Source organism: Rhizobium sp. L9, from assembly GCF_002531885.1.
In the GTDB taxonomy this organism is placed as follows: Bacteria; Pseudomonadota; Alphaproteobacteria; order Rhizobiales; family Rhizobiaceae; genus Rhizobium.
In genome coordinates this window covers 111,645-137,741 of sequence record NZ_NWSZ01000006.1, presented here as the reverse complement: position 1 = coordinate 137,741, position 26,097 = coordinate 111,645, and the positions used below count along the sequence as shown (strand labels likewise).

The window sequence follows — 26,097 nt, the reverse complement described above, 5'->3', positions numbered from 1 at the left end:
TCATCGCAACTTCACTTCCTACCGCCGGGAGGCATACAAAATGACGCGCGAGACGAGCGAACCTTCGGCGATGGAGAGGCTGCTTGCGACGCTCGATCTGGAGCCGATCGAGGTCGATATCTTCCGCGGCCGCAGTCCGCAGGCCGGCTGGCAGCGGGTCTTCGGCGGCCAGGTCATCGGCCAGGCGCTGATGGCGGCACAGCGCACCATCGGGGCCGAGCGCTTCGTTCATTCGCTGCACGCTTATTTCATGCGCCCCGGCGATCCCTCGGTACCGATCATCTACCAGGTGGAGCGCATCCGCGACGGATCGAGCTTCAACACCCGGCGCGTCGTCGCTATCCAGCACGGCAAGGCAATCTTCGCGCTGTCGGCTTCTTTCCAGGTCGAGGAAGCGGGCTTCGACCACCAGATCGCCATGCCCGAGGTGGCGATGCCCGAAGAGCTGCTTGGCGAGCAGCAGATCAAGGAGCAATATCTCGCGCATGCACCGGAAGCGATCCGGAAATATTGGGAGCGCGAGCGGCCGATCGAGATCCGTCCCGTCTCGCTGACCCATTATTTTTCCGACAGGAAGCTCGACCCCCGGCAGGACGTCTGGGTGCGCGCCACCGCTCCGGTTCCCGATGACCGGCTCTATCAGGCGGCGGTGCTTGCCTATCTCTCAGACATGACGCTGCTCGATACGTCGCTTTATGCCCACGGAACGTCCATCTTCGACCAGAGCCTGCAGGTGGCAAGTCTCGATCACTCCATGTGGTTCCACCGACCCTGCAAACTCGACGACTGGCTGCTCTATACGCAGGACAGCCCCTCGGCTTCGGGCGCCAGGGGATTAACCCGCGGGAGCCTGTTCACCCGGACAGGTATGCTGATCGCGTCGGTCGCGCAAGAAGGATTGATTCGGAAAAAGGCAAATGAATAAATAACAGGCATATTTGCAGATTTGCGCATTATTTGTGCGCTTATTGCTCGGTCAATTGCCTGTTTATTGGCATTCCCAATTATAACATTTATTTTTCAATAAGTTAACTTCGGCTTCGAATCTGGCACGTCCTTTGAATGTATATCGCCGGTCGCTGTTCAGGAACGTCAGCGGCAAGGAGAGTCGGCTCCGCGCCGAGGATAACGAAGGATGGGAAACCAGATGAAAATTGTGATGGCTATTATCAAGCCGTTCAAGCTCGATGAGGTCCGCGAAGCCCTTACGGCGATCGGCATTCAGGGCCTGACCGTAACCGAAGTGAAGGGCTACGGGCGCCAGAAGGGGCATACCGAAATCTATCGCGGCACCGAATATGCGGTCAGCTTCCTGCCGAAGCTCAAGATCGAAATCGCGGTTGCATCGGAACTTGTCGACAGGGCGGTCGAAGCCATCGCGGCGTCGGCCAAGACCGGCCAGATCGGTGACGGCAAGATTTTCGTCTATTCGATCGACCATGCCGTGCGCATCCGTACGGGCGAAACCGATTCAGAAGCGCTGTAAGAACGGCAGATCAAGGAGCCTTTTCCAATGTCAATCTCGAAGTTTTCTTCCACCTTTGCGCGCGTCGGCGCTGCATCGGCCGCGCTTCTTGCGCCGGCCGTCGCTTTTGCGCAGGAGACTGCCGCGCCAGCTGCTGCCGCCGCTGCTCCTGCCTTCACCATGGACAAGGGTGACAATACCTGGATGCTCGTCTCCTCGGCGCTCGTCCTTCTGATGACCATCCCCGGCCTTGCGCTTTTCTACGGCGGTCTCGTGCGCGCCAAAAACATGCTCTCCGTGCTGATGCAGGTCTTCATGATCACGGCGGTCGTGTCGCTGATCTGGGTGACCTACGGCTATTCGCTCGCCTTTACCGACGGCGGCTCGCTGAACAGCTTCATCGGCGGCTTCTCCAAGGCCTTCCTCGCCGGCGTCAACACATCGTCGCTCGCCGAAACCTTCTCGAAGGGCGTCGCCATTCCGGAATACACCTTCATCGTCTTCCAGATGACCTTCGCCTGCATCACGCCCGGCCTGATCGTCGGCGCCTTCGCCGAACGCGTCAAGTTCTCGGCCGTCATGCTCTTCGTCGTGCTGTGGGTCACCTTCATCTACTTCCCGATGGCGCACATGGTCTGGTTCTGGGGCGGCCCGAGCTCCTACAGCGCACCGGCCGGCCTGATCTTCTCTTACGGCGCAATCGACTTCGCCGGCGGCACGGTCGTTCACATCAATGCCGGTATCGCCGGCCTTGTCGGCGCCATCATGCTCGGCAAGCGCACGGGCTATAAGAAGGAAATCATGGCACCGCATTCGATGACGCTGACCATGGTCGGTGCCTCGCTGCTCTGGGTCGGCTGGTTCGGCTTCAATGCCGGCTCCAACCTCGAAGCCAATGGCTATGCATCGCTTGCGATGATCAACACCTTCGTAGCGACGGCCGCCGCCGCCGTGTCCTGGTGCATCGTCGAAAGCCTCGCCCGCGGCAAGGCCTCGATGCTCGGCGGCGCTTCCGGTGCCGTCGCCGGTCTCGTCGCCATCACGCCAGCGGCAGGTTTTGCCGGTCCGATGGGCTCGATCGTTCTCGGCCTCGTCGTCTCGCCGATCTGCTACTTCTTCGTCGACGTCGTGAAGAACAAGTTCAACTATGACGACAGCCTCGACGTCTTCGGCGTGCATTGCATCGGTGGCATCATCGGCGCTCTCGGCACCGGCATCCTCGTCAATCCGGCGCTGGGCGGTGCAGGCATTGTCGACTATTCGACGGCTGATTTTGCCGCCACCTATGCCGGCACGGCAACCCAGGTCTTCAACCAGGCGAAGGGCGTTCTCACCACCCTCCTGTGGTCGGGCATCGGTTCGGCGATCCTCTACAAGATCGTCGACGTCGTCATCGGCCTGCGCGTCTCCGTCGAGGCCGAGCGCGAAGGTCTCGACCTGGCGACCCACGGCGAAGCCGCCTATCACTCGTAATCTCGGCTTTGGGCGCCCGCGTGAGGGCGCCCCACACAGCCCGTCGCGGCTCTCACCAAGAGCCGCTCTTGGCCCGAACCTTCCACCGGTTCGGGCCTTTTTATTTTCATCGCCGGCATTGGGCACGCCGGAATGCATGGTTAACATCGCTTTAACCCCGCTCTGGTTAGGTAGAGCGGACGCATTTGGCATGGCGAGGCTTCGGCGATTCGCCTGCCCTCAGGCATTGGACGGGTTAGACACATGGCAAGAAGCACGTCGCCGGCAATGGATGGCCGTCCGGATCGGTTCTCCTTCTCGGCATTCATGCTGCGGCAGATCCAGGCACTCATCGGCTTTGCGATCTTTCTGCTGCTGGCTTTCTCAGTTGCGGCGCTGGCGACGTGGAATGTCGCCGATCCGAGCTATTCCTACGCCACTGCCAACCTGCCGACGAATATTCTCGGCTACAGCGGTGCTGCCTTTGCCGATATCGTCATGCAGTTTCTGGGGCTTGCCAGTGTCGTGGCGATGCTGCCGATCGTGGCCTGGGCGTTGACGATGATCTCCGGCCGTCGCTTCGACCGCATTCCCGCCCGCATCGGCGCCTGGCTTGCCGGCTCCGTGCTTTCCTCCGCCGTCATCGGCTGTTTTCCGCCGCCGCTCACCTGGCCGATCCCGAACGGTATCGGCGGCGTCATCGGCGATATGATTCTGCGTTTTCCCGCACTCTTCGTCGGCGCCTATCCCACAGGGACCTTCGCCATGGTCGTCGGCTGCATTTTTGCCGTGCCGACGGCCTGGATGATGCTCTTTGCATCAGGCCTCGTCGGCCGCAGCGAGACCGATGACGAAATCGAGGACGATTACGTCGAGACAACAAGCAAGGCGCGGGTGGTCGGAGACGAGGATGAGGAAGAGGACGAATCGCGCTGGGTCGCTTTCAGCGGCGCGATGACGCATGCCTGGTTCATGAGCCAGGGCCGGCTGCGCCGGCTGTTCGGCATGGGACCGCGCAAGCGGCGCCAGGGTGATTTCGAATCGCCCTATGATTTCAACGACGATGAATTCGGCACGCTGAACGAACCGGTCCGCGCCAAAGCGCCGGCCGTTCGCGGCGAGCGCCTCGAGCCGTCGATGGAGCCGCGCTCGGCTTCGCTCCGCCGCGTCGCCGCGCCATCGCTTTCCATCGACGATGAGGATGAGGACGACGATCCGCCCTTCGATACCGACATGCCGCCGCGTCCGGCCGACATTCTGCCTGACGACGATGATGACGACTGGATGATCCGTGCGCCGGCAAAAGCCGCCGCCAAGCCGGAGCCTCGCGTCGTCCCGGCGATCACGCGTCCGAAGCCCGGCGCGCGTGTCGAGCGGGAAGCGCAGGGCTCGTTCATTCGTCCCGAGGGCTTCCAGCTTCCCTCGATGCATTTGCTCGCCGAGCCCAGGAACGTGGTGCGCGATTCGACACTGTCGGCCGATGCGCTGGAGCAGAATGCCCGCATGCTCGAAGGCGTGCTCGAGGATTTCGGCGTCAAGGGCGAAATCATTCATGTCCGTCCCGGCCCCGTGGTCACGCTGTACGAACTGGAGCCGGCGCCCGGCATCAAATCGTCGCGCGTCATCGGCCTTGCCGACGATATCGCCCGTTCGATGAGCGCCATTGCCGCCCGCGTCGCCGTCGTGCCGGGCCGCAATGCGATCGGTATCGAACTCCCGAACCAGACACGCGAGACCGTCTATCTCCGCGAACTGATCGCGTCGCGGGATTTCGACGGCAGCAAGGCCAAGCTCGCCATGGCGCTCGGCAAGACGATCGGCGGCGAAGCCGTCATCGCTGACCTCGCCAAGATGCCGCACCTGCTCGTCGCCGGCACCACCGGTTCAGGCAAATCGGTCGCCATCAACACGATGATCCTGTCGCTGCTCTACCGCATGACGCCGGAACAGTGCCGGCTGATCATGATCGACCCGAAGATGCTCGAACTCTCCGTCTATGACGGCATTCCGCATCTGCTTTCGCCTGTTGTCACCGATCCGAAGAAGGCCGTCGTCGCGCTGAAATGGACGGTGCGCGAGATGGAAGAGCGCTACAAGAAGATGTCGAAGATCGGCGTGCGCAACATAGACGGCTTCAACACGCGGGTCGAACAGGCCTTGTCGAAGGGTGAGGTGATCTCGCGCACGGTGCAGACCGGCTTCGACCGCCATACCGGCGAAGCCATGTACGAGACCGAGGAATTCGATCTGAAGCCGATGCCCTATATCGTCGTCATCATCGACGAAATGGCCGATCTGATGATGGTCGCCGGCAAGGATATCGAAGGCGCGGTCCAACGCCTGGCGCAAATGGCGCGTGCGGCCGGCATCCACGTGATCATGGCGACCCAGCGCCCTTCGGTCGACGTCATCACCGGCACGATCAAGGCGAACTTCCCGACCCGCATCTCCTTCCAGGTCACCTCGAAGATCGACAGCCGCACGATTCTCGGGGAGCAGGGCGCCGAACAGCTGCTCGGCATGGGCGACATGCTCTACATGGCGGGCGGCGGGCGCATCCAGCGCGTCCACGGCCCGTTCGTTTCTGATGTCGAGGTGGAAGAGATCGTCTCCTACTTGAAGACGCAGGGTTCGCCGCAATATCTCGATGCGATCACCGCCGATGACGACGAGGACGGCGATTATGGCGGCGGCGGCCCGGCCGGCACGTCGAACCTTTCGGATTCGGAAGATCCCTATGATCAGGCCGTCGCCATCGTGCTGCGCGACGGCAAGGCCTCGACCTCTTACGTCCAACGCCGACTTGGTATCGGCTATAATAGAGCCGCCTCGCTGATCGAGCGCATGGAGAAGGAAGGCATCATCGGGCCGGCCAACCATGCCGGCAAAAGAGAAATCCTCGTTCCGACCGAGGGCGACATCCTCGACCGCTGAGACAAGCGCCATATATTTCTGATGTGGCCGCTTTGCGGAAACGTAACGGCATCAACGCCGTTGCTTTTCGCGCGCCGATCGCAACGCCTTGAAGACGCCGCCTTTCAGCGGCATGCAGATCGCATTAAGGAGATTTAGATGCGTAACTCCGATTCCTTCCTCTCCGGCCTGGCGATGACGCGCCGCGATCTTCTCGGCGCTTTCGCCGTCGCTGCTGTGGCGAGCGCCGTCCCTCTCAGCGCCATCGCGCAGGCGGCAGCGCCCGCCTCCGGCACCGCGCAGGCAATCGCCGATCATTTCTCCGGCGTCACGACGATGCAGGGCGAATTTGTCCAGTTCGGTCCGCGCGGCGAACAAACCGGCGGCAAGTTCTTCATCCAGCGTCCCGGCAAGCTGCGTTTCAACTACGACGATCCGTCGCCGATGCGGGTGATCGCCGACGGCAAGAACGTCGCCATCGGCAATATGAAGCTCAAGACCTGGGATCTCTATCCGCTCTCGAAGACTCCGCTCAGCCTGCTCCTGGCGCAGCATATCGACCTTTCGGCCGGCATGGTGAAGGGCGTGAAGGAGGAGTCGGACCTGACGACGATCGCGCTCGGCAACAATACCGTGTTCGGAAACTCGACCATCACCATGATGTTCGATCCGAAGACCTATGATCTGCGCCAGTGGACGATCACCGACAACCAGGGCAAGGATACGTCGGTGATGATCTTCAACGTGAAGACGGGCGTGCAGTTCGACGACCGCGTCTTCCGGGTGCCCTACGAGAGCATTCCCGGCACGGCAGCTTCACGCGACTAAGGGTTTTCGATTGATCGCCTGAAGCCTTTGCACGCTGCCAGTTTCCTCCTGCGTGCCTTTGTTCTAAAGCCCTTCCATGAAAGTGTGAAAGGGCTTGGGCATGGGTTTTTCGATTACGACTTGGAACATCAATTCGGTGCGGCTGCGCATGCCGCTCGTCGAGCAGCTCGTGTTCAAACAGAGGCCTGACATTCTCTGCCTGCAGGAGACCAAGGTGCCGAACGAGCTCTTCCCGGCAGCACCTTTGCGGGCGATGGGCTACGATCACATCATCATCCATGGCCAGAAGGGCTATCACGGGGTCGCAATCGCCTCGCGCATTCCGCTGACGGAGGATCACCGGCAGGATTATTGCGGCGTCGGCGATGCCCGCCACATATCGGCGGTGTTCGAACGCGGCAATCGCCGTGTCCGGCTGCACAATTTCTACGTCCCGGCCGGCGGCGACGAGCCGGATCGCACCATCAATCCGAAATTCGGCCACAAGCTCGATTTCATCGAGGAGATGAAGCAGCTGAAAGCCAATGGCGAGGCCAATACTTCCGCCATCCTGGTCGGTGACCTCAACATCGCGCCGCTGGAGCACGATGTCTGGTCACACAAGCAACTGCTGAAAATCGTCAGCCATACGCCCGTCGAAACCGACGGGCTCATCGAGGTGATGAAGCGCGGCGGCTGGCTCGATCTCATGCGTCATCATGTGCCGGCGAGCGAGAAGCTTTATACCTGGTGGAGTTACCGGGCCAAGGATTGGGAAGCGGCCGACCGCGGCCGCCGTCTCGACCACATCTGGTCGTCTTCCGATCTCGGGCCGCATCTCCAGCGGATCGAGATCCTCAAGGAGGCGCGCGGCTGGGACCGGCCGTCGGACCACGTGCCGGTAACGGCGCATTTCGACTTCTGATGCAGTGGCTTCTTCAGCAGTTCGAAGACACCCAGAAGCTGGCCGAGGCGCTCGACCAGCTCGGTATCTCGTACACATGGCACAAAGTCGTCCCGTTCGTCGGCGAGCTCATCCCCGAGCCGGTCGTCCCGGATCCCGGCTCCGTGGTGATGTTCGGCTCCTATTCACTGTGGAAGAACGCCGAGGCGAACGGCTACTGGCCGGGCGTGTTCAAGCTCCGTCCGTTCGTCCAGGAAAAGGTTTGGCATCCCTACCTTCTCAACGGAGCCGACGCGCTGTTCCTGACGCTCCGAGACATCCCCAGGCGCCTGGCCGATGATGGGAGGGAATGGTTCCTGCGCCCCGTCGACGACAGCAAGGAAGAGCCCGGCACCGTGAAATCGACGGGCGAGATCGTCCGGATGGCGGAGCGGGTGCTTGCACTTGACGAAGAGGAAATCCCGGCAGGATCACTTCGCCATGACACGCTGCTGATGCTCACCAAGCCTGTGCGCATCCTGCGTGAATGGCGTCTCTGTGCCGTCAATGATCGGATTGTCACCTATTCGCTCTACAAGGATGGTTCACGTGTCATCCACCGTTACGAGATCGATGACGATGTGCTGGAGTTCGGGCAGCGCATGGTGGACATCAACCCCGGCTACTCGCCGGCCTATGTCATCGATGTCTGCCGTACCGAAGAGGGACTGAAGCTGCTCGAAACGAACTGCATCAATGCCGCCGGGTTCTACGCTTCAGATCTCCTGAAGCTTGCGGCGGCGATCGACGGCCTCGGCCGCGGCTGAGCTTACGCTCCTGGGCTGCGCTCCATCATTGCCCGGCGCTCTGGCAAGATTCAGCTGAATCGATGGAACTGGCTTGCCGCCTTGGCTGCAAGTTCGGCGAGATTGTCGCGGATGCGGTTTTCGATCAGGCGGGCCGCATCGGGATATTCCTCGAGTAGCCGATGGAAGAGGGCGCGGGTGATGCGGATGATGCTTGTGTCTTCGCGCGCGATCGCGGTGAACTTGCGCTCCACCAGGGTGACCAGCGCCAGCTCAGAAATCAGTGTTCCCGGTCCGGCGACAGCCTCCGCCCGCTGCATGCCGTCGCTGCTCGTCGTGCTGAGTTCCAGGCTGCCGCTCAAGACGACGTAGGCGCTCTCGGCCGGGGAGCCTTGGCGGAACAGCATCTGGCCGGCGGCGATCATGCGCCGGTCGGCGCCGAAGGCGATCAACCGCAACTGGTCCTCGCTCATGTCATTGAACAGCGGAAGCTGGGAAAGCAGATGAATGTCGTCGGTCAGCGCCATGTCGGCTTTTCGCCTTAGAGCAATTCCAACAGAAGCGCCTGGCGGTTTTGCCAGGAAAAGCGTCAAACGCTTTTGCTGGGAGCTACGTGAAAACAAAGAGTTAGAGCATCTCTGGAGAAAACGGAATGCTCTAGGGTATGATCTTGTAGCCGCCGTTTTCCGTCACCAGAATTTCGGCGTTGGAGGGATCGCGCTCGATCTTCTGGCGCAGCCGGTACACATGGGTTTCCAGCGTGTGCGTGGTTACACCGGAATTGTAGCCCCAGACCTCTTCAAGAAGCACGTCCCGGGTGACGACCTTCTGTTCGGCGCGGTAGAGATAGCGGATGATCGCCGCTTCCTTTTCCGTCAGGCGGATCTTCTGGCCGTTGTCGGTGGTGAGCAGTTTCTGGCTCGGCTTGAAGAGATACGGGCCGACGGTAAAGGTTGCGTCTTCGCTCTGCTCGTGCTGGCGCAATTGCACGCGGATGCGCGCCAGCAGCACAGCGAAGCGGAAGGGCTTGGTGACATAATCGTTGGCGCCGGCTTCAAGACCGAGGATCGTGTCCGAATCGGTATCGTGGCCGGTTAGCATGATGATCGGCGCCTTGAAGCCGCCCTTGCGCAGGAGCTTCACCGCTTCGCGGCCGTCCATATCGGGCAGGCCGACATCCATGATCAAGAGATCGACCGGCGTCGAACGAGCGGTCGCAACACCTTTGCCGGCGTTGGCTTCCTGCAGAACCGTGAATTCCTCATAAAGCGACAATTGCTCCGTCAGGGTCTGACGAAGGTCCTCGTCGTCATCCACCAGAAGAATGTTGCGTGCGGTCATGCCGTTGCGTCCTCAAAGTTTAGTCCCCTAGTCCTACGCCAAATTCCAGCTTTGGCAAGGATCGGCCGGCGGGGCTGTTGCCGCGCAGCTTTTCATATGATTCAATCACGGCCTCAGGCAATGCAAGACATGCGAGAAAAATGGAAAAAGCAAGGCGGAGCCGGGGCATGCGGCCATCGACGATCGTGGTGCGCCCCGCGCCAGGGAAGAAGAGCCGCGCCATCGTCCGATTCGGCGCAATCACCATCCCTGCCGCGATCGGCCGTTCGGGCCGGACCATCCTGAAACGCGAGGGCGACGGCGCCACGCCGATCGCGGCAATGCGGCTGATTTCCGGCTTCCGGCGCGGTGAACGGAACGGTCAGCTCATCACCTCGCTCCCCATTCGCCGCATCCGCGCAGACATGCTCTGGTGCGACCAGCCCGGCAACGCCAACTACAATCGCCTCGTGCGGGCGCCATTCGGCGCAAGTCATGAGGAGATGCGGCGTAGTGACGGCCTCTACGATATCTGCCTTGTCATGGACTGGAACATTTCCTCGCGGCTGCGCAACCGCGGTTCGGCGATCTTCTTCCATCTCATCAGGCCTGGCTACGAGCCGACGGCCGGCTGCGTAGCCGTAAGCCTGCGTGACATGCGCCGCCTTCTGCCCCACCTTCGAAAGGGAACGATTGTCCGGGTCCTCTGATTGTCTTCAGGATGCCGCCACCTATATGGTTCCGGTGACTGGACGCTCCGGCTGAAATGCGTTCCGGGACGTCCGCAGGTGCGGGCGCAATCCATGCCTCGTCCAATTCTTCAAACTCCCGGAGATATATTGTGACCGCTCAACCCATCATCACTTTCCATGACGGACATTCCATTCCCCAGGTCGGTCTCGGCGTCTGGCAGACGCCACAGGAGATTGCCGCGCCGACGGTACGCACTGCCATTGCCGCCGGCTATCGGCATATCGATACGGCTTCGGGTTACGACAATGAAGAGGGTGTCGGCGAAGGCATCCGCTCGTCCGGTCTCGACCGGAAGGATATCTTCGTCACCACCAAACTCAGGAACACCGACCAGGGCTACGACAATGCGTTGCGCGCCTTCGACGGCAGCCTCAAGAAGCTCGGCTGCGACTATGTCGACCTCTATCTCATTCACTGGCCGTCGTCGCATCGCGGCCTCTACACCGAGACCTGGAAAGCGTTCGTGCGCATCCGCGAAGAGGGCCGCGCCCGCTCGATCGGCGTATCGAATTTCTATCCCGAACATCTCGAGCGCATCATCGGCGAGACCGGCGTCGTTCCGGTCATCAATCAGATCGAGCTGCACCCCGACTTCCAGCAGAGGGCGGCGCAGGAGGCTCACAAGAAACTGAATATCGTCACCGAATCGTGGAGTCCGCTCGGTCAGGGCAAATTCATCTCGAACAAGGTCATCGGCGAGATTGCCAAGAAACATCGGAAGACACCGGCCCAGGTGATCATCCGCTGGCATATCGATACCGGCCTCGTCGTCATCCCGAAGTCGGTCACGCCGTCGCGCATCGAGGAGAACTTCCAGGTGTTCGACTTCAAGCTCGATGCCGACGACATGGCGGCGATTGCCAAGCTCGACAATGCCGGCGCCCGCATGGGTCCGGATCCGATGACGGCGGCTTTCTGATCGCCGATTGCGCGAACACCGCCGATCGGCTGTCGGCGCCGCAATGTAAAAGCCGCCCGATGCGCGCAGACGCATCGGGCGGCTTTATCTTTCATTCCGTCGGACGGATCAGTTCCACTCGCGGATATCGACGAAGTGCCCGGCAATTGCGGCGGCGGCGGCCATGGCCGGCGAGACGAGATGCGTGCGGCCCTTGAAACCCTGACGGCCTTCGAAATTTCGGTTCGAGGTCGAGGCGCAACGCTCGCCCGGCTTAAGGCGGTCGTCGTTCATGGCAAGGCACATGGAGCAACCCGGCTCGCGCCAGTCAAAACCGGCGGCCTTGAAGATCTTGTCGAGGCCTTCGGCTTCCGCCTGTTCCTTGACGAGGCCGGAGCCGGGGACGATCATCGCGTTGACGGTCGAGGCGACGGTCTTGCCCTCGACGACCTTGGCAGCGGCGCGAAGGTCTTCGATGCGGCCGTTGGTGCACGAGCCGATGAAGACGCGATCGACAGCGATGTCGGTCATCTTCGTGCCCGGCTTCAGGCCCATATAGTCAAGCGCACGCCACTTGGAGGCACGCTTCGTTTCGTCCTGGATTTCATCCGGATTGGGTACGATGCCCTGGACGGAGACGACGTCCTCCGGGGAAGACCCCCAGGAGACGATCGGCGGCAGTTCGGCGGCGTTCAGTTTGACGACGCGGTCGAAATGAGCGCCTTCGTCTGATTTCAGCGTCTTCCAGTAGGCGATCGCCTGTTCCAGCGCTTCGCCCTTGGGCGCGCGCGGCTTGCCCTTGATATATTCAAAGGTGGTTTCGTCGGGAGCGATGAGGCCGGCGCGGGCGCCGCCTTCGATCGACATGTTGCAGATCGTCATGCGGCCTTCCATCGACAGCGCACGGATCGCTTCGCCGGCATATTCGATGACGTAGCCGGTGCCGCCTGCGGTGCCGATCTCGCCGATGATGGCAAGAACGATATCCTTGGCGGTGACGCCTGCCGGCAGCTGGCCGTCGACCTGCACCAGCATGTTCTTGGCCTTCTTCTGGATCAGCGTCTGGGTGGCGAGAACGTGCTCGACCTCAGATGTGCCGATGCCGTGGGCGAGCGAGCCGAAGGCGCCATGGGTGGAGGTGTGGCTGTCGCCGCAGACAATCGTCATGCCCGGCAGGGTGAAGCCCTGTTCCGGCCCGATGATGTGGACGATGCCCTGGCGCTTATCGTTCTCGGAATAATATTCGACGTTGAATTCGGCAGCGTTCGTGGCGAGCTGCTCGACCTGGATGCGGCTTTCCTCGTTCTTGATGCCGAGATGGCGGTCGGCCGAGGTCGGAACGTTGTGGTCGACGACGGCGAGCGTCTTTTCAGGGGCGCGAACCTTGCGGCCGGACATGCGCAGGCCTTCGAAAGCCTGCGGCGAGGTGACTTCATGGACCAGGTGGCGGTCGATGTAGAGAAGACAGGTGCCGTCTGCCTGCTCGTCGACCAGGTGGTCGTCCCAGATCTTGTCGTAGAGGGTACGCGGTGCGCTCATGGCGGTAAGTCCGTTTTTGGAAGCTTTGGAAAATCGGAAAAAGCGGATCAGGTTCCGCCGGCCGTCATTCGATCAACGAAGTCGGCTGTTGAGCGCACCGGAGACGCATGCAAAGAACCGCGCCGGCAGGCGATAATGATCCTGCAGCACGAATATATGCGCGCCAATGCAACTGAACTTGGATTCCATGGCGCTGGATATAGCGATTTTTGATCGAAACGGCAATTCGAATCGTGAGGCGCGTCCTTTCTGCATCCGAATGGACGCAGGTGTTTAGTGTCGCGGCATCTGCTTCATCTTCTTCTCGATCCGCCGCAGCGCCAGCGACAGTCCGATCGTCAGGATCAGATAGATATAGGTGACGATCGAATAGGTCTCGAAGAAGCGGAAGGAGCCGGAGGCATAGACCTTACCCATCTGCGTAATATCGGCCACGCCGAGCACCGACACGAGAGACGAATCCTTCACCATCGAGACGAAATCGTTGGAGAGCGGCGGGAGGATGACCCGGATCGCCTGCGGGAAGACGACGAGCCGGAACCGGCGGTAGCGCGAGAGGCCGAGCGACTTTGCCGCCTCGATCTGACCGATATCGACCGATTGAAAGCCGGCTCGGAAGACCTCGGCGATGAAGGATGAATAGCCGATCATCAGCGCGATGATGGCCCGCCACATCAGCGACAGGTCGCGCACCAGGATCGGCTCGGCGATACCTGATTTCACCAGGGGTGTGATGATAAAGTTATACGCCGTGACGAAACCGGGCGCACCGACGAAGGCGACGTAGAAGAGCAGCACCAGCATGGGAATGCCGCGGATGATCTCGATGTAGAAGCGGGCGATCTGGCGCAGCACGATGCTGTCGGCCAGCCCGAGCAGCGCGATGCCGAGACCAAGCACGGTTGCCAGCGCAAAGGCGACGAGCGTCACGAACACGGTGACGCCGACGCCATTCACCACGGTCCGGAAGACCTGGGTGTAAATGTCATTGGTGATGATGACGACGGCGAGAACGATGCCGATCAGGACAAGGACGGCCAGCCACCAGGGACGGTCGTCCTTCTCGTGTCGCGGGGATGGTTGGGGCGCCATCTGCGATCGCTCGGCGGATTATTCGCCCATCTTGTAGTAGAGGAACCATTTCTTGTTCAGTGCGTCGAAGGTGCCGTCGGACTTCAGCGCTGCGATCGCGGCGTTGATGGGAGCGACGAGATCGGAACCCTTCGGGAAGATGAAGCCGAAGTCCTCGGTGCCGAGCGGTTCGCCGACGACCTTCAGGCCGCCGTTGGAAGAATCGACATAGCCCTTGGCAGCGACGCTGTCGGTGAGGACGAGATCGACGTCGCCTGTTTTCAAGGCTTGCACGGTGGCGCCGAATGTTTCGAAAAGCTTGATGCGCGGGTTCTGTTCGTTGCCGTCGAGGATTTCGTAGACGGCGGTGTAGAAAGGCGAGGTGCCGGGCTGGGCGCCGATCAGGCCTTCCTTGAATTCACCAAAGGACTTGGCGTCGGTGAAGCGCTTCTCATCGCCGCGCACCAGCATGAATTGCTGCGAGCGCATATAAGGATCGGAGAAATCCACCTTCTGCTTGCGGTCGTCCTTGATCGTGATGCCGGTCATGCCGATGTTGTACTGGCCGTCGGAAACCGCCTGGATCATCGCGTCCCAGCTGGTGTTCTGGTACTCGACCTTGAAATTCAGCCGCTTGGCGATCTCATTCATCGCATCATATTCCCAGCCGATCGCCTTGCCGGATTTCGGGTCGACGAACTGCAGCGGCGGATAGGCATTCTCGGTGACGACGATGACGCTCTTGCCGCCAAGATCCGGCAGTTCGGCGGCCGATGCGGCAAGCGGCAGAAGAGCAAGGGCGGCAAAGCCAGCAAGAACGGTGCGGCGAAACAACATTGAACGGTTCCCTCAAATGAACGGCAAAAACTGTCACGGAAGATGGGTGTGAGGCAAGGCCGCCGGCTGCGTGGCGAAGCAAAAAATAGAAAAGGCGATCCGAAGACCGCCTTTCCAGAAACAGAATTTTGCGCAGATCTTATTCTGCCGCCTTCTCGGCTTCGGCTGCAGCAGCTGCTTCGGCAGCGGCCTTGGCTTCCGCAGCTTCTGCTGCTGCCTTTTCGGCGGCGAGCGCCTGGGCGGCTGCAACCTTCTCGGCTTCGATACGGGCCTTCTCCTCGGCGACAGCAGCGCGTTCGGCGTCGTTGAGCTTGCGGGCGCGAACGCCGGTGTCTTCGACGATACGAGCGGACTTGCCGCGACGGTCGCGGAGGTAATAGAGCTTGGCGCGACGGACCTTACCGCGACGAACGACGTCGACGCTTTCGATCAGCGGCGAGTAGACCGGGAATACGCGCTCGACGCCTTCGCCGTAGGAGATCTTGCGGACCGTGAAGTTTTCCTGCAGGCCGCCGCCGGAGCGGGCGATGCAGACGCCTTCATAGGCCTGAACGCGGGTACGGTTGCCTTCCGTAACCTTCACGTTGACGCGGACGGTGTCGCCCGGGGAGAACTCGGGGAGGGTGCGCTTGGCTTCGATCTTGGCGGCCTGTTCGGCCTCAAGCTGCTGGATGATGTTCATCGTCTTAACCTTTGGTTCTTCTGAAACAGCCAGAGCGCTCGACACTGATCCTTTGGGTTAGCCTCAGGATTGTGCCCTTGCGGGCGGGAGCGGATTCGCCATTCTTTGTTTGCTGGCAGACGGGGCTAACCCCATTTCCGCGTGCGCCAATACACGAAAGGCCGGGGCTTGTCATCCCTCGCACGACATTTTTGTGAAAAGGCCGGCGAAATCAGCCGTTTTTCTCGGTTTTAACGCTATCGAGCAAGTCCGGCCGCCGTTCCCGCGTCAGTCGCACCGCTTCCTGGTGGCGCCATTTCTCGATGGCCCCGTGGTTGCCGGACATCAAGACGGAGGGAATTTCCCGGCCTTCCCACTCTTGGGGGCGGGTATAATGGGGATGTTCCAGCAGGCCGCCCTCGAAGCTTTCGTGCAGGCCGGAAAGATCGTTGCCCATAACGCCGGGCAGGGTGCGGATGATCGCATCAAGCAGAACCAGCGCCGCCGGCTCGCCACCCGACAGCACGTAATCGCCGATCGAGACCTCTTCCAATCCGCGTGCCTCGATCACCCGCTGGTCGACGCCCTCGAAGCGACCGCAGACGATGATGACACCGTCACCCGCCGCAAGCTCACGCACGCGCTGCTGAGTCAGCGGACGGCCGCGCGGGCTCATCAGCAGGCGCGGCCGGGGATCATTCTCACCGCCGCTGTCGATCGCGCGAGCAAGAACGTCTGCCTTCAGCACCATGCCGGCGCCGCCGCCCGCCGGGGTGTCGTCGACGGTGCGGTGTCTGTCAGTGGCGAAATCACGTATTTGCACCAGATCCAGCGACCATTGCCCACGCTCCATCGCCTTGCCGGCGAGCGAGAAGCCAAGATGCCCCGGAAACATTTCCGGATAAAGTGTCAGTATGCGCGCCCGGAAAGCCATTACTTCTTCTTTTTCGGCTTGCCCGCAGTGAACTGCGACAGCTCGGGCTCATCGACCAGTCCCGCCGCCAGCGGATCGATCAGCAGCGTACCGGCTTCGAGATCGATTTCCAGCACCGAGGCTTCGGAGAAGGGAATGAGGACCGGGCGCTTGCCCGGGCCCTTGAGCTCCAGGAGATCGCCGGCGCCGAAATCGAATACACCGGTGACCGTCCCGTAGCTGACGCCCTTGTCATCAAGCGCTTCGAGCCCTTCGAGATCGGCATAGTAGAATTCGTCGTCCTCGAGCTCCTCGTCCGGCAGGTTGTCTCGCTCGATATAGAGTTCGAGTCCGTTCAGCGCTTCGGCGGCGTTGCGGTCGTTAATGCCGCGGAAACGGACAACGACGACGTTCTTCATCTCGCGGATTTCGAGGATTTCGAAGCTGCGCCCGTCCATGCTGTGCAGAAGGCCATAATCGCCGAGCGCGGTCGGATCGGCCGTGTAGGCCTTGGCGCGCACCTCGCCCCTGAGGCCCTGTGCGCCGCCGATCGTAGCCATCAAAACCGGGTTTTCAAGCTTTGTCATGGGTTCCTTCATGTGAAGCCGAAAGACAGGTTTCTCATAAACGAAGTGCGGGCGATTGGAAACGAAAACGGGCGGCATGTCGCCATGCCGCCCGCTCGAAAAGGGGATGTCCGGATTATTCCGCGGCGTCAGCAGCAGCTGCTGCGGCGTCGGCGATCTTCTGGGCCTTTTCGGCGGCGCGTTCCTGGGCGCGTTTGCCAGGCTTCGCCTTGATCGGGTTGTTCTTGGCTTCGCGCTTGGCAACGCCGGCTTCGTCGAGGAAGCGCAGGACGCGGTCAGTCGGCTGAGCGCCGTTGTCGAGCCAATGCTTGATGCGCTCGGCGTTCAGCTGAACGCGCTTTTCGTCATCCTTGGCGAGCATCGGGTTCCAGGAGCCGAGATTTTCGAGGAAGCGGCCGTCACGCGGGCTGCGCGCATCGGCGAGAACGACGTGGTAATACGGGCGCTTTTTGGAGCCACCGCGGGCGAGACGAATTTTCAGTGCCATGTTCTTTACTCCTTAGGCTTTTCTAGACCGCTTCGTAAGGCGGTATGGTTATCGGGCTGCGGCGTTCTGTTCAGCGTGGTCCGCAGCGATCTGCTCATGATGCCGGATGACTTCCTTGATGACGAAGTTCAAGAACTTCTCGGCGAAATCCGGGTCCAGATTGGCGGCTTTCGCCAGCTGGCGAAGGCGTTCGATCTGGTATTCCTCGCGCGCCGGATCGGCCGGCGGCAGATTGTATTTGGCCTTCAGCACGCCGACCTCTTTGGTGCAGCGGAAGCGTTCGGCCAGCATGTGCACGAGAGCGGCATCGATATTGTCGATCGACTGACGATAGCTCCCGAGCTGGGCTTTGACGTCCGGATCAATCATGGGGCAAACGATCCTTTCACTTCTTCTTCGGCAATCCGGGCAAACCCGGGAAACCACCGCCAAGACCCGGCAGCTTGGCGCCGCCGAGGCCAGGCAAACCACCCGGCAAGCCGCCGAGACCGGGCATACCCCCACCCGGTTTTCCCAAACCCGCCGCTTCCGCCTGTTTCTGCAGGGCTTCCAGCTGCTTCGGGTCGATATTCGAGAGATCGGGCATGCCGCCCATGCCGCCGAGGCCCCCCAGCCCCATCTTGCCCGCAAGGCCGCCCATCATCTGCTTCATCAGGCCGCCTTTGCCCTTGCCGCCCATCATCTTCATCATATCAGCCATCTGGCGGTGCATCTTCAGAAGCTTGTTGATGTCGGCGGCATCGGTGCCTGAGCCGGCGGCGATTCGCTTCTTGCGCGAATGCTTGAGCAAGTCGGGATTGGCGCGCTCGGCCTTGGTCATCGACTGGATGATGGCGATCTGGCGGCCGAAAAGCTTGTCGTTCAGACCGGCGGCGGCCATCTTGTCCTTCATGCCGGCCATGCCGGGCATCATCCCCATGATGCCGCCCATGCCGCCCATCTTCTGCATCTGGCGCAGCTGGTCGGCGAGGTCATCGAGGTCGAACTTACCCTTGGCCATCTTGGCGGCCATCGCGGCCGCCTTCTCGGCGTCGATGTTCTCGGCCGCGCGCTCGACGAGCGAGACGATGTCGCCCATGCCGAGGATACGGTCGGCGATGCGGCGGGGATGGAATTCCTCGAGCTCGCTCATCTTCTCGCCGACGCCGATCAGCTTGATCGGCTTGCCGGTTACGGCGCGCATCGAAAGGGCAGCACCGCCGCGCCCGTCGCCGTCCATACGGGTCAGCACGAGACCGGTGATGCCGACGCGTTCGTCGAAGTTGCGGGCGAGGTTGACGGCGTCCTGACCGGTGAGGCTGTCGGCGACCAGCAGGATTTCGTGCGGATTCGATCGCTTCTTGATGTCGGCCATCTCGACCATCAAGGGCTCGTCGATATGGGTGCGGCCGGCGGTATCGAGGATGACGACGTCGTGGCCGCCGAGCTTGGCCGCCTGCACGGCGCGGGCGGCGATATCGGTCGGCGACTGACCCGTGATGATTGGCAGCGTGTCGATATTGGTCTGGGCGCCGAGCTGACGAAGCTGTTCCTGAGCGGCCGGACGGCGCGTGTCGAGCGACGCCATCAGCACCTTCTTCTTATCGCGCGTCGACAGGCGATTGGCGATCTTGGCGGTCGTCGTCGTCTTGCCCGAGCCCTGCAGGCCGACCATCATGACTACGACGGGGGCCGGCGCATGCAGATCGATGCCGACACCTTCGCCGCCCAGCATCTCGATCAGCTCGTCATGCACGATCTTGACGACCATTTGGCCGGGTTTGATCGACTTCAGGATCTCGGCGCCGACTGCCTTTTCACGCACGCGGTCAGTGAAGGAGCGCACGACGTCGAGTGCGACGTCGGCCTCCAGCAACGCGCGGCGAACCTCGCGCAGCGCTGCAGAAACATCGGCTTCCGAAAGCGCGCCACGGCCTGTCAGTCCATTCAGAATGGATCCAAGACGGTCCTGGAGGTTTTCAAACATCGGCTCTTCCTTGATACGTTTCGGGCGGGTTGATCTGCCCGGAAACGTCGTGCTTTTCCTTGACGAAAACAAGACGCAAAGCCAAAAAGCACCCGAGGGCGCATCGCGCTGTCGGGTGTTGACCTCCGGGATCTCGGTGTCCCGGTCGGCGGCTCGGAGTCATGTGGCTCGTCGCGGATTGGCCGCGATAAACAGGAAAGCGTCGGGAAAGTCAAGGCGAATGCGGGCCGATGGCCGCATGACCGGCTTTTCGGAGGCAGTGGGACATGGATCCGGTAGTTAAATGCCGCTTACAGGCCAATACGCTATTTACGCCAGTTGCAAAATATTCCGCTTGTGATTCTACTTTCTACTTAAGTGCGTCCTGTAAAATGATTCGTGAATATCCTTGATGCCGGATGATCCGGCGGAGATATCGAATGATCAATGCTGATATTGAAAGTTGGGCGCTGGCACGGGCCCATCATATTGTTCTCAACGAAGGCCTTAGTCTTGCAAAAGCGGCACAGGATCTGGATCGCAAACGATCCCGCTCGCTGGTCTACGAGCTGAGGAAGGTCATCACCGCCGCTATCGTCGAGGCGCATGCGGCGTCCTTCGAAGCCGACGGCGGTCAGCGGTAGAAGACGGACCGCCCGGAGGCTCAGTCGGCTGCAAGGCCTGCATGGCACTCACCCACTGGTAATTCCCTCGCGTTTCCGCCATATACAGCGGAAAGACGGACGGAATGACATTATGAGCGCAACGGTCGAATTCGCGAGGATGAACGGGCTTGGCAACAAGATCCTAGTCGTCGACATGCGCGGACGGCCTGATAAGGTGACGCCCTCGGCGGCGGTCGCGCTCAATGCCGATCCGCAGACCGAGTTCGACCAGATCATGGCGATCCATGATCCGAAGGCCGACGGCACAGATGCCTTCATCGATATCCTGAACTCCGATGGCTCGAAGGCGCAGGCCTGCGGTAACGGCACCCGCTGCGTCGTGCAGGCGCTTGCCGCAGAGACCGGTCGGAAGGCCTTCACCTTCCAAACGGTCGCCGGGATCCTCAATGCCGTCGAGCACGAGGACGGGACGATCTCCGTCGATATGGGAAAGCCGGTTTTCGATTGGAACAGGATCCCGCTGGCGGAAGAATTTCACGACACCAGCCGTATCGAGCTGCAGATCGGCCCGATCGACAATCCGGTGCTGCATTCGCCTTCCGCCATGTCGATGGGAAATCCGCATGCGATCTTCTGGGTGGATAAGGACGTAATGTCCTATGATCTCGCCCGCTTCGGGCCGCTGCTCGAAAACCATCCGATGTTTCCCGAGCGCGCCAATATCACGCTGGCGCAGGTGACGTCGCCTACATCGGTAACGACACGCACTTGGGAGCGCGGCGCGGGGTTGACGCTCGCCTGCGGCTCGGCCGCCTGTTCGGCTGCTGTCAGCGCCGCACGTACCGGCCGCACCGGCCGCAAGGTGACGATCAATGTGGCGAGCGCCAAGCCGCCAGCCGTGCTTTCGATCGAATGGCGCGAGCGCGACGATCACGTCATCATGACCGGTCCGGCCGAATGGGAATGGTCGGGCCGACTCGATCCGTCGACAGGTCTCTGGTCGCGCGATGGTACCCAAGAGGCGGGGGCGCAGTGAGCGGCGTCGAGGTCATTACCTTCGGCTGCCGCCTCAACACATATGAATCCGAAGTGATGAAGGCGCAGGCCGAGAAGGCCGGGCTCAACAACGCCATCCTGGTCAATACTTGCGCCGTCACCGGCGAAGCCGTGCGTCAGGCCCGCCAGGCGATCCGCCGGGCGCGGCGCGACAATCCACATGCCCGCATCATCGTCACCGGCTGCGCCGCGCAGACGGAAAAACAGACCTTCGCCGAGATGGCGGAGGTCGATGCGGTGCTCGGCAACGAGGAGAAGCTTTCGAGCGCCTCCTATCGCAGCCTGCCGGATTTCGGTGTTTCGGCCGAGGAGAAGCTCCGCGTCAACGATATCATGAGCGTCAAGGCGACGGCGCCGCAGATGGTCAGGCACATCGACGGTCATGTTCGTGCCTTCATCCAGGTCCAGAACGGCTGCGACCATCGCTGCACCTTCTGCATCATTCCCTATGGCCGCGGCAATTCCCGCTCGGTGCCGATGGGCGCCGTGGTTGACCAGGCCCGCAAGCTCGTCGACAGCGGGTATCGCGAGATCGTGCTGACCGGGGTCGACGCCACCAGCTATGGCGGCGATCTGCCGGGCGCGCCGACGCTCGGGCTTCTGGCAAAGACGCTTTTGAAACAGCTCCCGGAGATCCGCCGACTGAGGCTATCCTCGATCGACAGCATCGAGGCCGATGCCCATCTGATGGACCTGATCGCCGACGAGCCTCGCTTCATGCCGCATCTGCATCTGTCGCTGCAGCATGGCGACGACATGATCCTGAAGCGGATGAAGAGGCGGCATTCTCGCGCCGACGCGCTGCGTTTCATCGAGGATGCGCGCCGCCTTCGCCCGGAGATGAGCTTCGGCGCCGATATGATCGCAGGTTTCCCAACGGAAACGGAAGAGATGTTCGCCAATGCGGTCCGGTTCGCTGAAGAAGCTGATATCGCGCACCTGCATGTTTTCCCCTACAGCCCGCGTCCCGGCACGCCGGCCGCCCGCATGCCGCAGCACGACCGGTCGCTGGTCAAGGACCGCGCCGCACGGCTGCGCGCCACGGGACATAGGCTGCATCAATCCCACCTCGATGGCATGGTAGGAACCCGGCAGTGGCTGCTTGTCGAAAACAACGGCCTGGCGCATACGGAAAACTTCACGCTGGTCACAGCCGCCGGCCTTCGTCCCGGCGAACTTGTGCCGGTCACGATCACCGGCCACAATGGCAAGCATCTCGACATGCAATTGACGGCCGCAGCGGCCTGACTTTCACGGAATCCCCATGGCGCTCAGTTTCATCAAAAAGGTCTTCACCTTCGGCAAGCCGGCTGAAGAACCCGTGCCTGAGGCTGTGGAAAGGGAGCTCGAGCAGCGTTCGCGCGACGAAGACCTGCCGATCGCGGATGATCCTGTTCTTCCCGAGGAGATGGATACCGCCGGCGGACCGGCTGCGGATGTCGTGCAGGATGCCGAGGAAGAGCGTGACGATGCCGAGCCAGCGATCCTGCCGGCTCCGGACCAGCTGAGCGATATGGGCGTCGTGCCGCTGTCGCTGCTGGAAGCCGAGGCGGAAGCGGAGGTGAGTGCCGAGAGTGCTGCGGAAGCACCCACCTCTGTCCCTTCGGGACATGTCCCCTACAAGGGGGGAGATCATTTGGAGTCTGATGCGCCGGCTTCGATCGAAGGGACCGAAGAAGTCGCAGAAGCGCCTGTAGAGGAAATTCTACCTGAGATCGATGAGGTGCTGGACGCCTCTGTTCAGCCGATCTCCCCCCTTGTGGGGAAGATGCCCGGCAGGGCAGAGGGGGGTAGCCCCACGGCGGAATCGGCGACCAGCACTCCCATCCTTCCCAAAGGCTTCGCTACCGGCCCGAAGGTCGCCGAACCCGAACCCGTTGCCCCGCAAGCCAAACTCAGCTGGTTCCAGCGCCTGCGCAACGGGCTTGCGCGTACGTCCTCGCAGCTCACCGGCCAGATCACCGGACTCTTCACTAAGCGCAAGCTCGACGACGAGACGCTGCAGGATCTCGAAGACCTGCTGATCCAGGCCGATCTCGGCGTCGAGACGGCGCTGCGCGTCACCGACACGCTGGCTTCCGAGCGCTACGGCAAGGATGTGACCGGCGAGGACGTCAGCCGAATCATGGCGTCCGAAATCGCCAAGGTTTTGACGCCAGTCGCCAAGCCGCTGCAGCTCGATCTCTCGCACAAGCCGCATGTCATCCTCGTCGTCGGCGTCAACGGTACCGGCAAGACGACGACGATCGGCAAGCTTGCGGCGAAGCTTTCGGGCGCCGGGCTGAAGGTGATGCTCGCCGCCGGCGATACCTTCCGCGCGGCGGCGATCGAGCAGCTGAAGATCTGGGCTGAGCGAACCAATTCCGAATTCATCGGCACCAAGCTCGGCGCCGATGCCGCCGGTCTTGCCTATGATGCCTTCGAACAGGCGAAGGCGAAAAAATGCGACGTGCTGATCGTCGATACCGCCGGCCGCCTGCAGAACAAGGCCGAGCTGATGGCCGAGCTCGAGAAGATCGTGCGCGTGCTCGGCAAGCTCGATCCCGATGCGCCGCACACCGTACTGCAGACGCTCGACGCCACGACGGGGCAGAATGCGCTGAGCCAGGTCGAGATCTTCCGCAATGTCGCCGGCGTCAACGGGCTGATCATGACCAAGCTCGACGGCACGGCACGGGGCGGCATTCTCGTTGCGATCTCCGCCAAGCACAAGCTGCCGGTCTATTTCATCGGCATCGGCGAGGGTGTCGACGATCTGGAGCCGTTCGAGGCCGAGGATTTTGCCCATGCCATTGCCGGGCTGGGGCAATGATGCCACAGATATGCCGCCGAAAGCCTGCAAGGGACGGTCGGGAAACAGGTTTTCAGGAATAGCAGGTTCGACGAACGCATGACCACCGAAAGCGATATCACCCCGTCCGCGGCCGACCGCCATCATCCGATGCTGAAACTGGCGTTGGAACTCGGGCCGCTGATGATCTTCTTCTTCGCCAATCTGCGTGGCCAATGGCTGGTCGAAAAATTTCCCGCCCTTTCGGAACTGGGCGGGCCGCTGTTCGTCGCGACCGGGCTCTTCATGGCGGCGACGGTGATTTCGCTTGTGGTTTCGAAGATCGTGCTCGGCCATCTGCCGATCATGCCCTTCGTCTCCGGCATCGTGGTCGTCATCTTCGGCTCGCTGTCGATCTGGCTGCAGAACGAGACCTTCATCAAGATGAAGCCGACCATCGTCAACACGCTCTTCGGGGTGGCGCTGCTCGGCGGGCTCGCCTTTGGCCGGTCGCTGCTCGGCTATGTCTTCAACGCCGCCTTCCAGCTCGATGCCGAAGGCTGGCGCAAACTCACCATCCGTTGGGGCATCTTCTTTCTGTTCCTCGCCGTGCTGAACGAAGTCGTCTGGCGCAATTTTTCCGACGATACCTGGGTCGCGTTCAAGGTCTGGGGCACGATGCCGATCACCATCATCTTCACGCTGGCGCAGATGCCGCTGGTGCTGAAGCATAGCCTCAATCCCGAAACGGACGGCGAAAAGTGAGCGCTGCAGACGCCGAATATCGGGTCAGGCATCAGACCTTCTGGTTCGTCGCGTGCCTCGCGGTCCTGGTCGCCCAGATCATCGCCGAACATCTGATGGGCCGCGTGCCGATCTGCGCCTGCGGCTATGTCAAGCTGTGGGAGGGCGGGGTCAATACCAGCGGCAATTCGCAGCATCTGTCGGACTGGTACACGCCGTCGCACATCATTCATGGCTTCCTGTTTTACGGCCTGAGCTATCTGCTCCTGCGCCGCAAGCCGCTGATGGCGCGTCTGCTCCTGGCGCTCGTCATCGAGTCCGGCTGGGAACTGCTGGAAAACTCGCCTCTCATCATCGACCGCTACCGCACGGCGACGATCGCGCTCGATTATTACGGCGACAGCATCCTCAATTCGGCAATGGACACCGTCTTCATGTGCCTCGGCTTCTTCTTCGCCTGGCGGGCGCCGGTGGCGCTGACCGTCGCCGTCGCCATCTTCTTCGAGATTTTCACTGGCTATATGATCCGAGACAACCTGACGCTGAACGTGCTGATGCTGATCTGGCCGGTCGAGGCGATCAAGGTCTGGCAGGGCGGAGTTTAGGGTCAAGAAAGTCCCCTCCCCAACCCTCCCCACAAGAGGGAGGGACATCTGGGGCACCGCCTCGCTTCTCCAAGAACGGCTCTATATCGTATATTCCGGTTCAGATAAGGTCTGGTCCATCGTGATGCCCGGCAGGTTGAAATGGCGCTTGCCGACCTGTTTCGCCGGAACGCCGGCTACCGATGTGTAGGCTGCCACGGCATTTACGACAACGCTTCCTGCGCCAACCTTGGCGCCGACGCCGATTTCGATGTTGCCGAGGATCTTGGCGCCTGCTCCGATCAGCGCGCCACGCCGGACCTTGGGGTGTCGGTCGCCGGTCTCCTTGCCCGTTCCTCCCAATGTGACGTTCTGGAGGATCGATACGTCGTCTTCGACGATGGCTGTCTCGCCGATGACCAAGCCGCTCCCGTGATCGAGCATGATGCTCCTGCCCATCTTGGCGACGGGATGAATGTCGACGCCAAAGACTTCAGAAATGCGGCTCTGGATGTGGCGCGCCAGATGCAGGCGGTCATGATGCCAGAGCCAATGGGCGACACGTTGTCCCTGCAGGGCGACAAAGCCCTTGAAATATAGAAATGGCGTCAGGATTTCCGTATTCGACGGATCGCGCTCCTTGACCGCCGTCAGGTCCGCAGCGGCATCCGCAACGATATTGCGATTGGCGATCAAGGCCTGCGCGATTACCGCCAGCAGTTCGTCCTGGTCGAGGTCGTGGTTGGCCAGTTTGATTGCGACCCGCTGGGCGAGCGCCTGGGCGAAGCTCGCGTGATAAAGCACTGCCGAATTCATGGCGCGCGTGAGTGCGGGGTCCTTGGCCGAAGCATTGACGGCCTCCGCGCAAAGGGCCTGCCAAATCGCGGCAACCTGAGGCGAAGCCGCTGGCTCTGTCGACAGATTGCTCAAGCTGACCAATGGAGCCGCCATGCTACCTTCCTCTTGCAGCCGATGCCAGG

27 protein-coding genes are annotated in these 26,097 nt (G+C 61.4%); 15 read left to right on the top strand and 12 right to left on the bottom strand.

Annotation, left to right across the window (positions count from 1 at the left end; translation table 11 throughout):
- Positions 1–40 precede the first annotated feature (40 nt).
- From tesB to CO660_RS07605, 7 genes are all read left to right on the top strand, one after another.
- The gene (gene tesB / locus CO660_RS07635) at positions 41–925 is read left to right on the top strand and encodes an acyl-CoA thioesterase II (protein WP_097598224.1); all 885 of its coding nucleotides are present in this window, start codon (positions 41–43) and stop codon (positions 923–925) included.
- 210 nt (positions 926–1,135) lie between these two features.
- Positions 1,136–1,486 (top strand): P-II family nitrogen regulator, encoded by a 351-nt coding sequence (locus tag CO660_RS07630; protein WP_003543684.1) that lies wholly within the window; start codon positions 1,136–1,138, stop codon positions 1,484–1,486.
- Positions 1,487–1,513: 27 nt separating this feature from the next.
- Complete coding sequence (locus CO660_RS07625; protein WP_097598223.1) at positions 1,514–2,938, top strand: ammonium transporter; 1,425 nt, start codon at positions 1,514–1,516, stop codon at positions 2,936–2,938.
- A gap of 243 nt (positions 2,939–3,181) precedes the next feature.
- Positions 3,182–5,851, top strand: coding sequence for a DNA translocase FtsK (locus tag CO660_RS07620; RefSeq protein ID WP_097598222.1), 2,670 nt, complete (start codon positions 3,182–3,184; stop codon positions 5,849–5,851).
- A 138-nt stretch (positions 5,852–5,989) separates the two neighbouring features.
- The gene (locus CO660_RS07615; RefSeq protein ID WP_097598221.1) at positions 5,990–6,658 is read left to right on the top strand and encodes an outer membrane lipoprotein carrier protein LolA; all 669 of its coding nucleotides are present in this window, start codon (positions 5,990–5,992) and stop codon (positions 6,656–6,658) included.
- A 100-nt stretch (positions 6,659–6,758) separates the two neighbouring features.
- Positions 6,759–7,562: an exodeoxyribonuclease III gene (locus CO660_RS07610; protein WP_097598220.1), complete on the top strand. Its 804-nt coding sequence runs from the start codon at positions 6,759–6,761 to the stop codon at positions 7,560–7,562.
- Complete coding sequence (locus tag CO660_RS07605; protein WP_097598219.1) at positions 7,562–8,347, top strand: ATP-grasp domain-containing protein; 786 nt, start codon at positions 7,562–7,564, stop codon at positions 8,345–8,347. Before CO660_RS07610 ends, CO660_RS07605 begins: the two co-directional genes overlap by 1 nt.
- 50 nt (positions 8,348–8,397) lie before the next feature.
- On the opposite strand, the gene CO660_RS07600 is transcribed toward CO660_RS07605, so the two are convergent.
- Positions 8,398–8,853 (bottom strand): cyclic nucleotide-binding domain-containing protein, encoded by a 456-nt coding sequence (locus CO660_RS07600; protein WP_097598218.1) that lies wholly within the window; start codon positions 8,851–8,853, stop codon positions 8,398–8,400.
- Positions 8,854–8,983: 130 nt separating this feature from the next.
- Entirely contained in the window at positions 8,984–9,667 is a 684-nt protein-coding gene (locus tag CO660_RS07595) for a response regulator transcription factor (RefSeq protein WP_097598217.1), read from the bottom strand.
- 167 nt (positions 9,668–9,834) lie between these two features.
- Between CO660_RS07595 and CO660_RS07590 the strand changes: the two genes are divergently transcribed.
- The gene (locus CO660_RS07590) at positions 9,835–10,356 is read left to right on the top strand and encodes a L,D-transpeptidase (protein ID WP_097598216.1); all 522 of its coding nucleotides are present in this window, start codon (positions 9,835–9,837) and stop codon (positions 10,354–10,356) included.
- 131 nt (positions 10,357–10,487) lie between these two features.
- Positions 10,488–11,318, top strand: a complete 831-nt coding sequence (locus CO660_RS07585) for an aldo/keto reductase (protein ID WP_097598215.1) — start codon at positions 10,488–10,490, stop codon at positions 11,316–11,318.
- Between the two features lie 108 nt (positions 11,319–11,426).
- On the opposite strand, the gene leuC is transcribed toward CO660_RS07585, so the two are convergent.
- The 9 genes from leuC to ffh form a co-directional block, all read right to left on the bottom strand.
- The gene (leuC, locus tag CO660_RS07580; RefSeq protein WP_097598214.1) at positions 11,427–12,836 is read right to left on the bottom strand and encodes a 3-isopropylmalate dehydratase large subunit; all 1,410 of its coding nucleotides are present in this window, start codon (positions 12,834–12,836) and stop codon (positions 11,427–11,429) included.
- 273 nt (positions 12,837–13,109) lie between these two features.
- Positions 13,110–13,928 carry an amino acid ABC transporter permease gene (locus CO660_RS07570; protein WP_097598213.1) on the bottom strand — a complete coding sequence of 273 codons (819 nt, stop codon included), beginning with the start codon at positions 13,926–13,928 and terminating at the stop codon, positions 13,110–13,112.
- Between the two features lie 18 nt (positions 13,929–13,946).
- Positions 13,947–14,744: a basic amino acid ABC transporter substrate-binding protein gene (locus tag CO660_RS07565; RefSeq protein WP_097598212.1), complete on the bottom strand. Its 798-nt coding sequence runs from the start codon at positions 14,742–14,744 to the stop codon at positions 13,947–13,949.
- A 139-nt stretch (positions 14,745–14,883) separates the two neighbouring features.
- Entirely contained in the window at positions 14,884–15,426 is a 543-nt protein-coding gene (rplS, locus tag CO660_RS07560) for a 50S ribosomal protein L19 (protein WP_064708028.1), read from the bottom strand.
- A 211-nt stretch (positions 15,427–15,637) separates the two neighbouring features.
- On the bottom strand, positions 15,638–16,339 hold the full coding sequence (gene trmD / locus CO660_RS07555; RefSeq protein WP_097598211.1) for a tRNA (guanosine(37)-N1)-methyltransferase TrmD: 702 nt from the start codon (positions 16,337–16,339) through the stop codon (positions 15,638–15,640).
- Positions 16,339–16,905: a ribosome maturation factor RimM gene (gene rimM, locus CO660_RS07550; RefSeq protein WP_097598324.1), complete on the bottom strand. Its 567-nt coding sequence runs from the start codon at positions 16,903–16,905 to the stop codon at positions 16,339–16,341. Before rimM ends, trmD begins: the two co-directional genes overlap by 1 nt.
- 115 nt (positions 16,906–17,020) lie before the next feature.
- Complete coding sequence (gene rpsP / locus CO660_RS07545) at positions 17,021–17,392, bottom strand: 30S ribosomal protein S16 (RefSeq protein ID WP_097598210.1); 372 nt, start codon at positions 17,390–17,392, stop codon at positions 17,021–17,023.
- Positions 17,393–17,440: 48 nt separating this feature from the next.
- The gene (locus CO660_RS07540) at positions 17,441–17,761 is read right to left on the bottom strand and encodes a chorismate mutase (protein ID WP_085779768.1); all 321 of its coding nucleotides are present in this window, start codon (positions 17,759–17,761) and stop codon (positions 17,441–17,443) included.
- 16 nt (positions 17,762–17,777) lie between these two features.
- A complete protein-coding gene (ffh, locus tag CO660_RS07535) occupies positions 17,778–19,358 on the bottom strand; it encodes a signal recognition particle protein (RefSeq protein ID WP_097598209.1) in 1,581 nt (526 codons plus the stop codon).
- Positions 19,359–19,756: 398 nt separating this feature from the next.
- Between ffh and CO660_RS07530 the strand changes: the two genes are divergently transcribed.
- From CO660_RS07530 to CO660_RS07505, 6 genes are all read left to right on the top strand, one after another.
- Positions 19,757–19,981, top strand: a complete 225-nt coding sequence (locus tag CO660_RS07530) for a hypothetical protein (protein ID WP_064805530.1) — start codon at positions 19,757–19,759, stop codon at positions 19,979–19,981.
- 112 nt (positions 19,982–20,093) lie between these two features.
- Complete coding sequence (dapF, locus tag CO660_RS07525; protein WP_097598208.1) at positions 20,094–20,999, top strand: diaminopimelate epimerase; 906 nt, start codon at positions 20,094–20,096, stop codon at positions 20,997–20,999.
- A complete protein-coding gene (gene mtaB, locus CO660_RS07520) occupies positions 20,996–22,267 on the top strand; it encodes a tRNA (N(6)-L-threonylcarbamoyladenosine(37)-C(2))-methylthiotransferase MtaB (protein ID WP_097598207.1) in 1,272 nt (423 codons plus the stop codon). The genes dapF and mtaB overlap by 4 nt, the downstream gene beginning before the upstream one ends.
- A 16-nt stretch (positions 22,268–22,283) precedes the next feature.
- Complete coding sequence (gene ftsY, locus CO660_RS07515) at positions 22,284–23,831, top strand: signal recognition particle-docking protein FtsY (protein WP_097598206.1); 1,548 nt, start codon at positions 22,284–22,286, stop codon at positions 23,829–23,831.
- 78 nt (positions 23,832–23,909) lie between these two features.
- Positions 23,910–24,554 carry a septation protein A gene (locus tag CO660_RS07510; protein WP_097598205.1) on the top strand — a complete coding sequence of 215 codons (645 nt, stop codon included), beginning with the start codon at positions 23,910–23,912 and terminating at the stop codon, positions 24,552–24,554.
- Positions 24,551–25,138: a DUF2585 domain-containing protein gene (locus CO660_RS07505; protein WP_097598204.1), complete on the top strand. Its 588-nt coding sequence runs from the start codon at positions 24,551–24,553 to the stop codon at positions 25,136–25,138. The genes CO660_RS07510 and CO660_RS07505 overlap by 4 nt, the downstream gene beginning before the upstream one ends.
- A gap of 81 nt (positions 25,139–25,219) precedes the next feature.
- Here CO660_RS07505 and cysE read toward each other — a convergent pair whose 3' ends face one another.
- Complete coding sequence (gene cysE, locus CO660_RS07500) at positions 25,220–26,068, bottom strand: serine O-acetyltransferase (RefSeq protein ID WP_097598203.1); 849 nt, start codon at positions 26,066–26,068, stop codon at positions 25,220–25,222.
- Positions 26,069–26,097: the final 29 nt, after the last annotated feature.

Bases quoted from the DNA above. Each gene is read 5' to 3' on its own strand.
- tesB (WP_097598224.1), top strand. From the start codon at position 41: ATGACGCGCGAGACGAGCGAACCTTCGGCGATGGAGAGGCTGCTTGCG.
- CO660_RS07630 (WP_003543684.1), top strand. From the start codon at position 1,136: ATGGGAAACCAGATGAAAATTGTGATGGCTATTATCAAGCCGTTCAAG.
- CO660_RS07625 (WP_097598223.1), top strand. From the start codon at position 1,514: ATGTCAATCTCGAAGTTTTCTTCCACCTTTGCGCGCGTCGGCGCTGCA.
- CO660_RS07620 (WP_097598222.1), top strand. From the start codon at position 3,182: ATGGCAAGAAGCACGTCGCCGGCAATGGATGGCCGTCCGGATCGGTTC.
- CO660_RS07615 (WP_097598221.1), top strand. From the start codon at position 5,990: ATGCGTAACTCCGATTCCTTCCTCTCCGGCCTGGCGATGACGCGCCGC.
- CO660_RS07610 (WP_097598220.1), top strand. From the start codon at position 6,759: ATGGGTTTTTCGATTACGACTTGGAACATCAATTCGGTGCGGCTGCGC.
- CO660_RS07605 (WP_097598219.1), top strand. From the start codon at position 7,562: ATGCAGTGGCTTCTTCAGCAGTTCGAAGACACCCAGAAGCTGGCCGAG.
- CO660_RS07600 (WP_097598218.1), bottom strand. From the start codon at position 8,853: ATGGCGCTGACCGACGACATTCATCTGCTTTCCCAGCTTCCGCTGTTC.
- CO660_RS07595 (WP_097598217.1), bottom strand. From the start codon at position 9,667: ATGACCGCACGCAACATTCTTCTGGTGGATGACGACGAGGACCTTCGT.
- CO660_RS07590 (WP_097598216.1), top strand. From the start codon at position 9,835: ATGCGGCCATCGACGATCGTGGTGCGCCCCGCGCCAGGGAAGAAGAGC.
- leuC (WP_097598214.1), bottom strand. From the start codon at position 12,836: ATGAGCGCACCGCGTACCCTCTACGACAAGATCTGGGACGACCACCTG.
- CO660_RS07570 (WP_097598213.1), bottom strand. From the start codon at position 13,928: ATGGCGCCCCAACCATCCCCGCGACACGAGAAGGACGACCGTCCCTGG.
- CO660_RS07565 (WP_097598212.1), bottom strand. From the start codon at position 14,744: ATGTTGTTTCGCCGCACCGTTCTTGCTGGCTTTGCCGCCCTTGCTCTT.
- rplS (WP_064708028.1), bottom strand. From the start codon at position 15,426: ATGAACATCATCCAGCAGCTTGAGGCCGAACAGGCCGCCAAGATCGAA.
- trmD (WP_097598211.1), bottom strand. From the start codon at position 16,339: ATGGCTTTCCGGGCGCGCATACTGACACTTTATCCGGAAATGTTTCCG.
- rimM (WP_097598324.1), bottom strand. From the start codon at position 16,905: ATGACAAAGCTTGAAAACCCGGTTTTGATGGCTACGATCGGCGGCGCA.
- rpsP (WP_097598210.1), bottom strand. From the start codon at position 17,392: ATGGCACTGAAAATTCGTCTCGCCCGCGGTGGCTCCAAAAAGCGCCCG.
- CO660_RS07540 (WP_085779768.1), bottom strand. From the start codon at position 17,761: ATGATTGATCCGGACGTCAAAGCCCAGCTCGGGAGCTATCGTCAGTCG.
- ffh (WP_097598209.1), bottom strand. From the start codon at position 19,358: ATGTTTGAAAACCTCCAGGACCGTCTTGGATCCATTCTGAATGGACTG.
- CO660_RS07530 (WP_064805530.1), top strand. From the start codon at position 19,757: ATGATCCGGCGGAGATATCGAATGATCAATGCTGATATTGAAAGTTGG.
- dapF (WP_097598208.1), top strand. From the start codon at position 20,094: ATGAGCGCAACGGTCGAATTCGCGAGGATGAACGGGCTTGGCAACAAG.
- ftsY (WP_097598206.1), top strand. From the start codon at position 22,284: ATGGCGCTCAGTTTCATCAAAAAGGTCTTCACCTTCGGCAAGCCGGCT.
- CO660_RS07510 (WP_097598205.1), top strand. From the start codon at position 23,910: ATGACCACCGAAAGCGATATCACCCCGTCCGCGGCCGACCGCCATCAT.
- cysE (WP_097598203.1), bottom strand. From the start codon at position 26,068: ATGGCGGCTCCATTGGTCAGCTTGAGCAATCTGTCGACAGAGCCAGCG.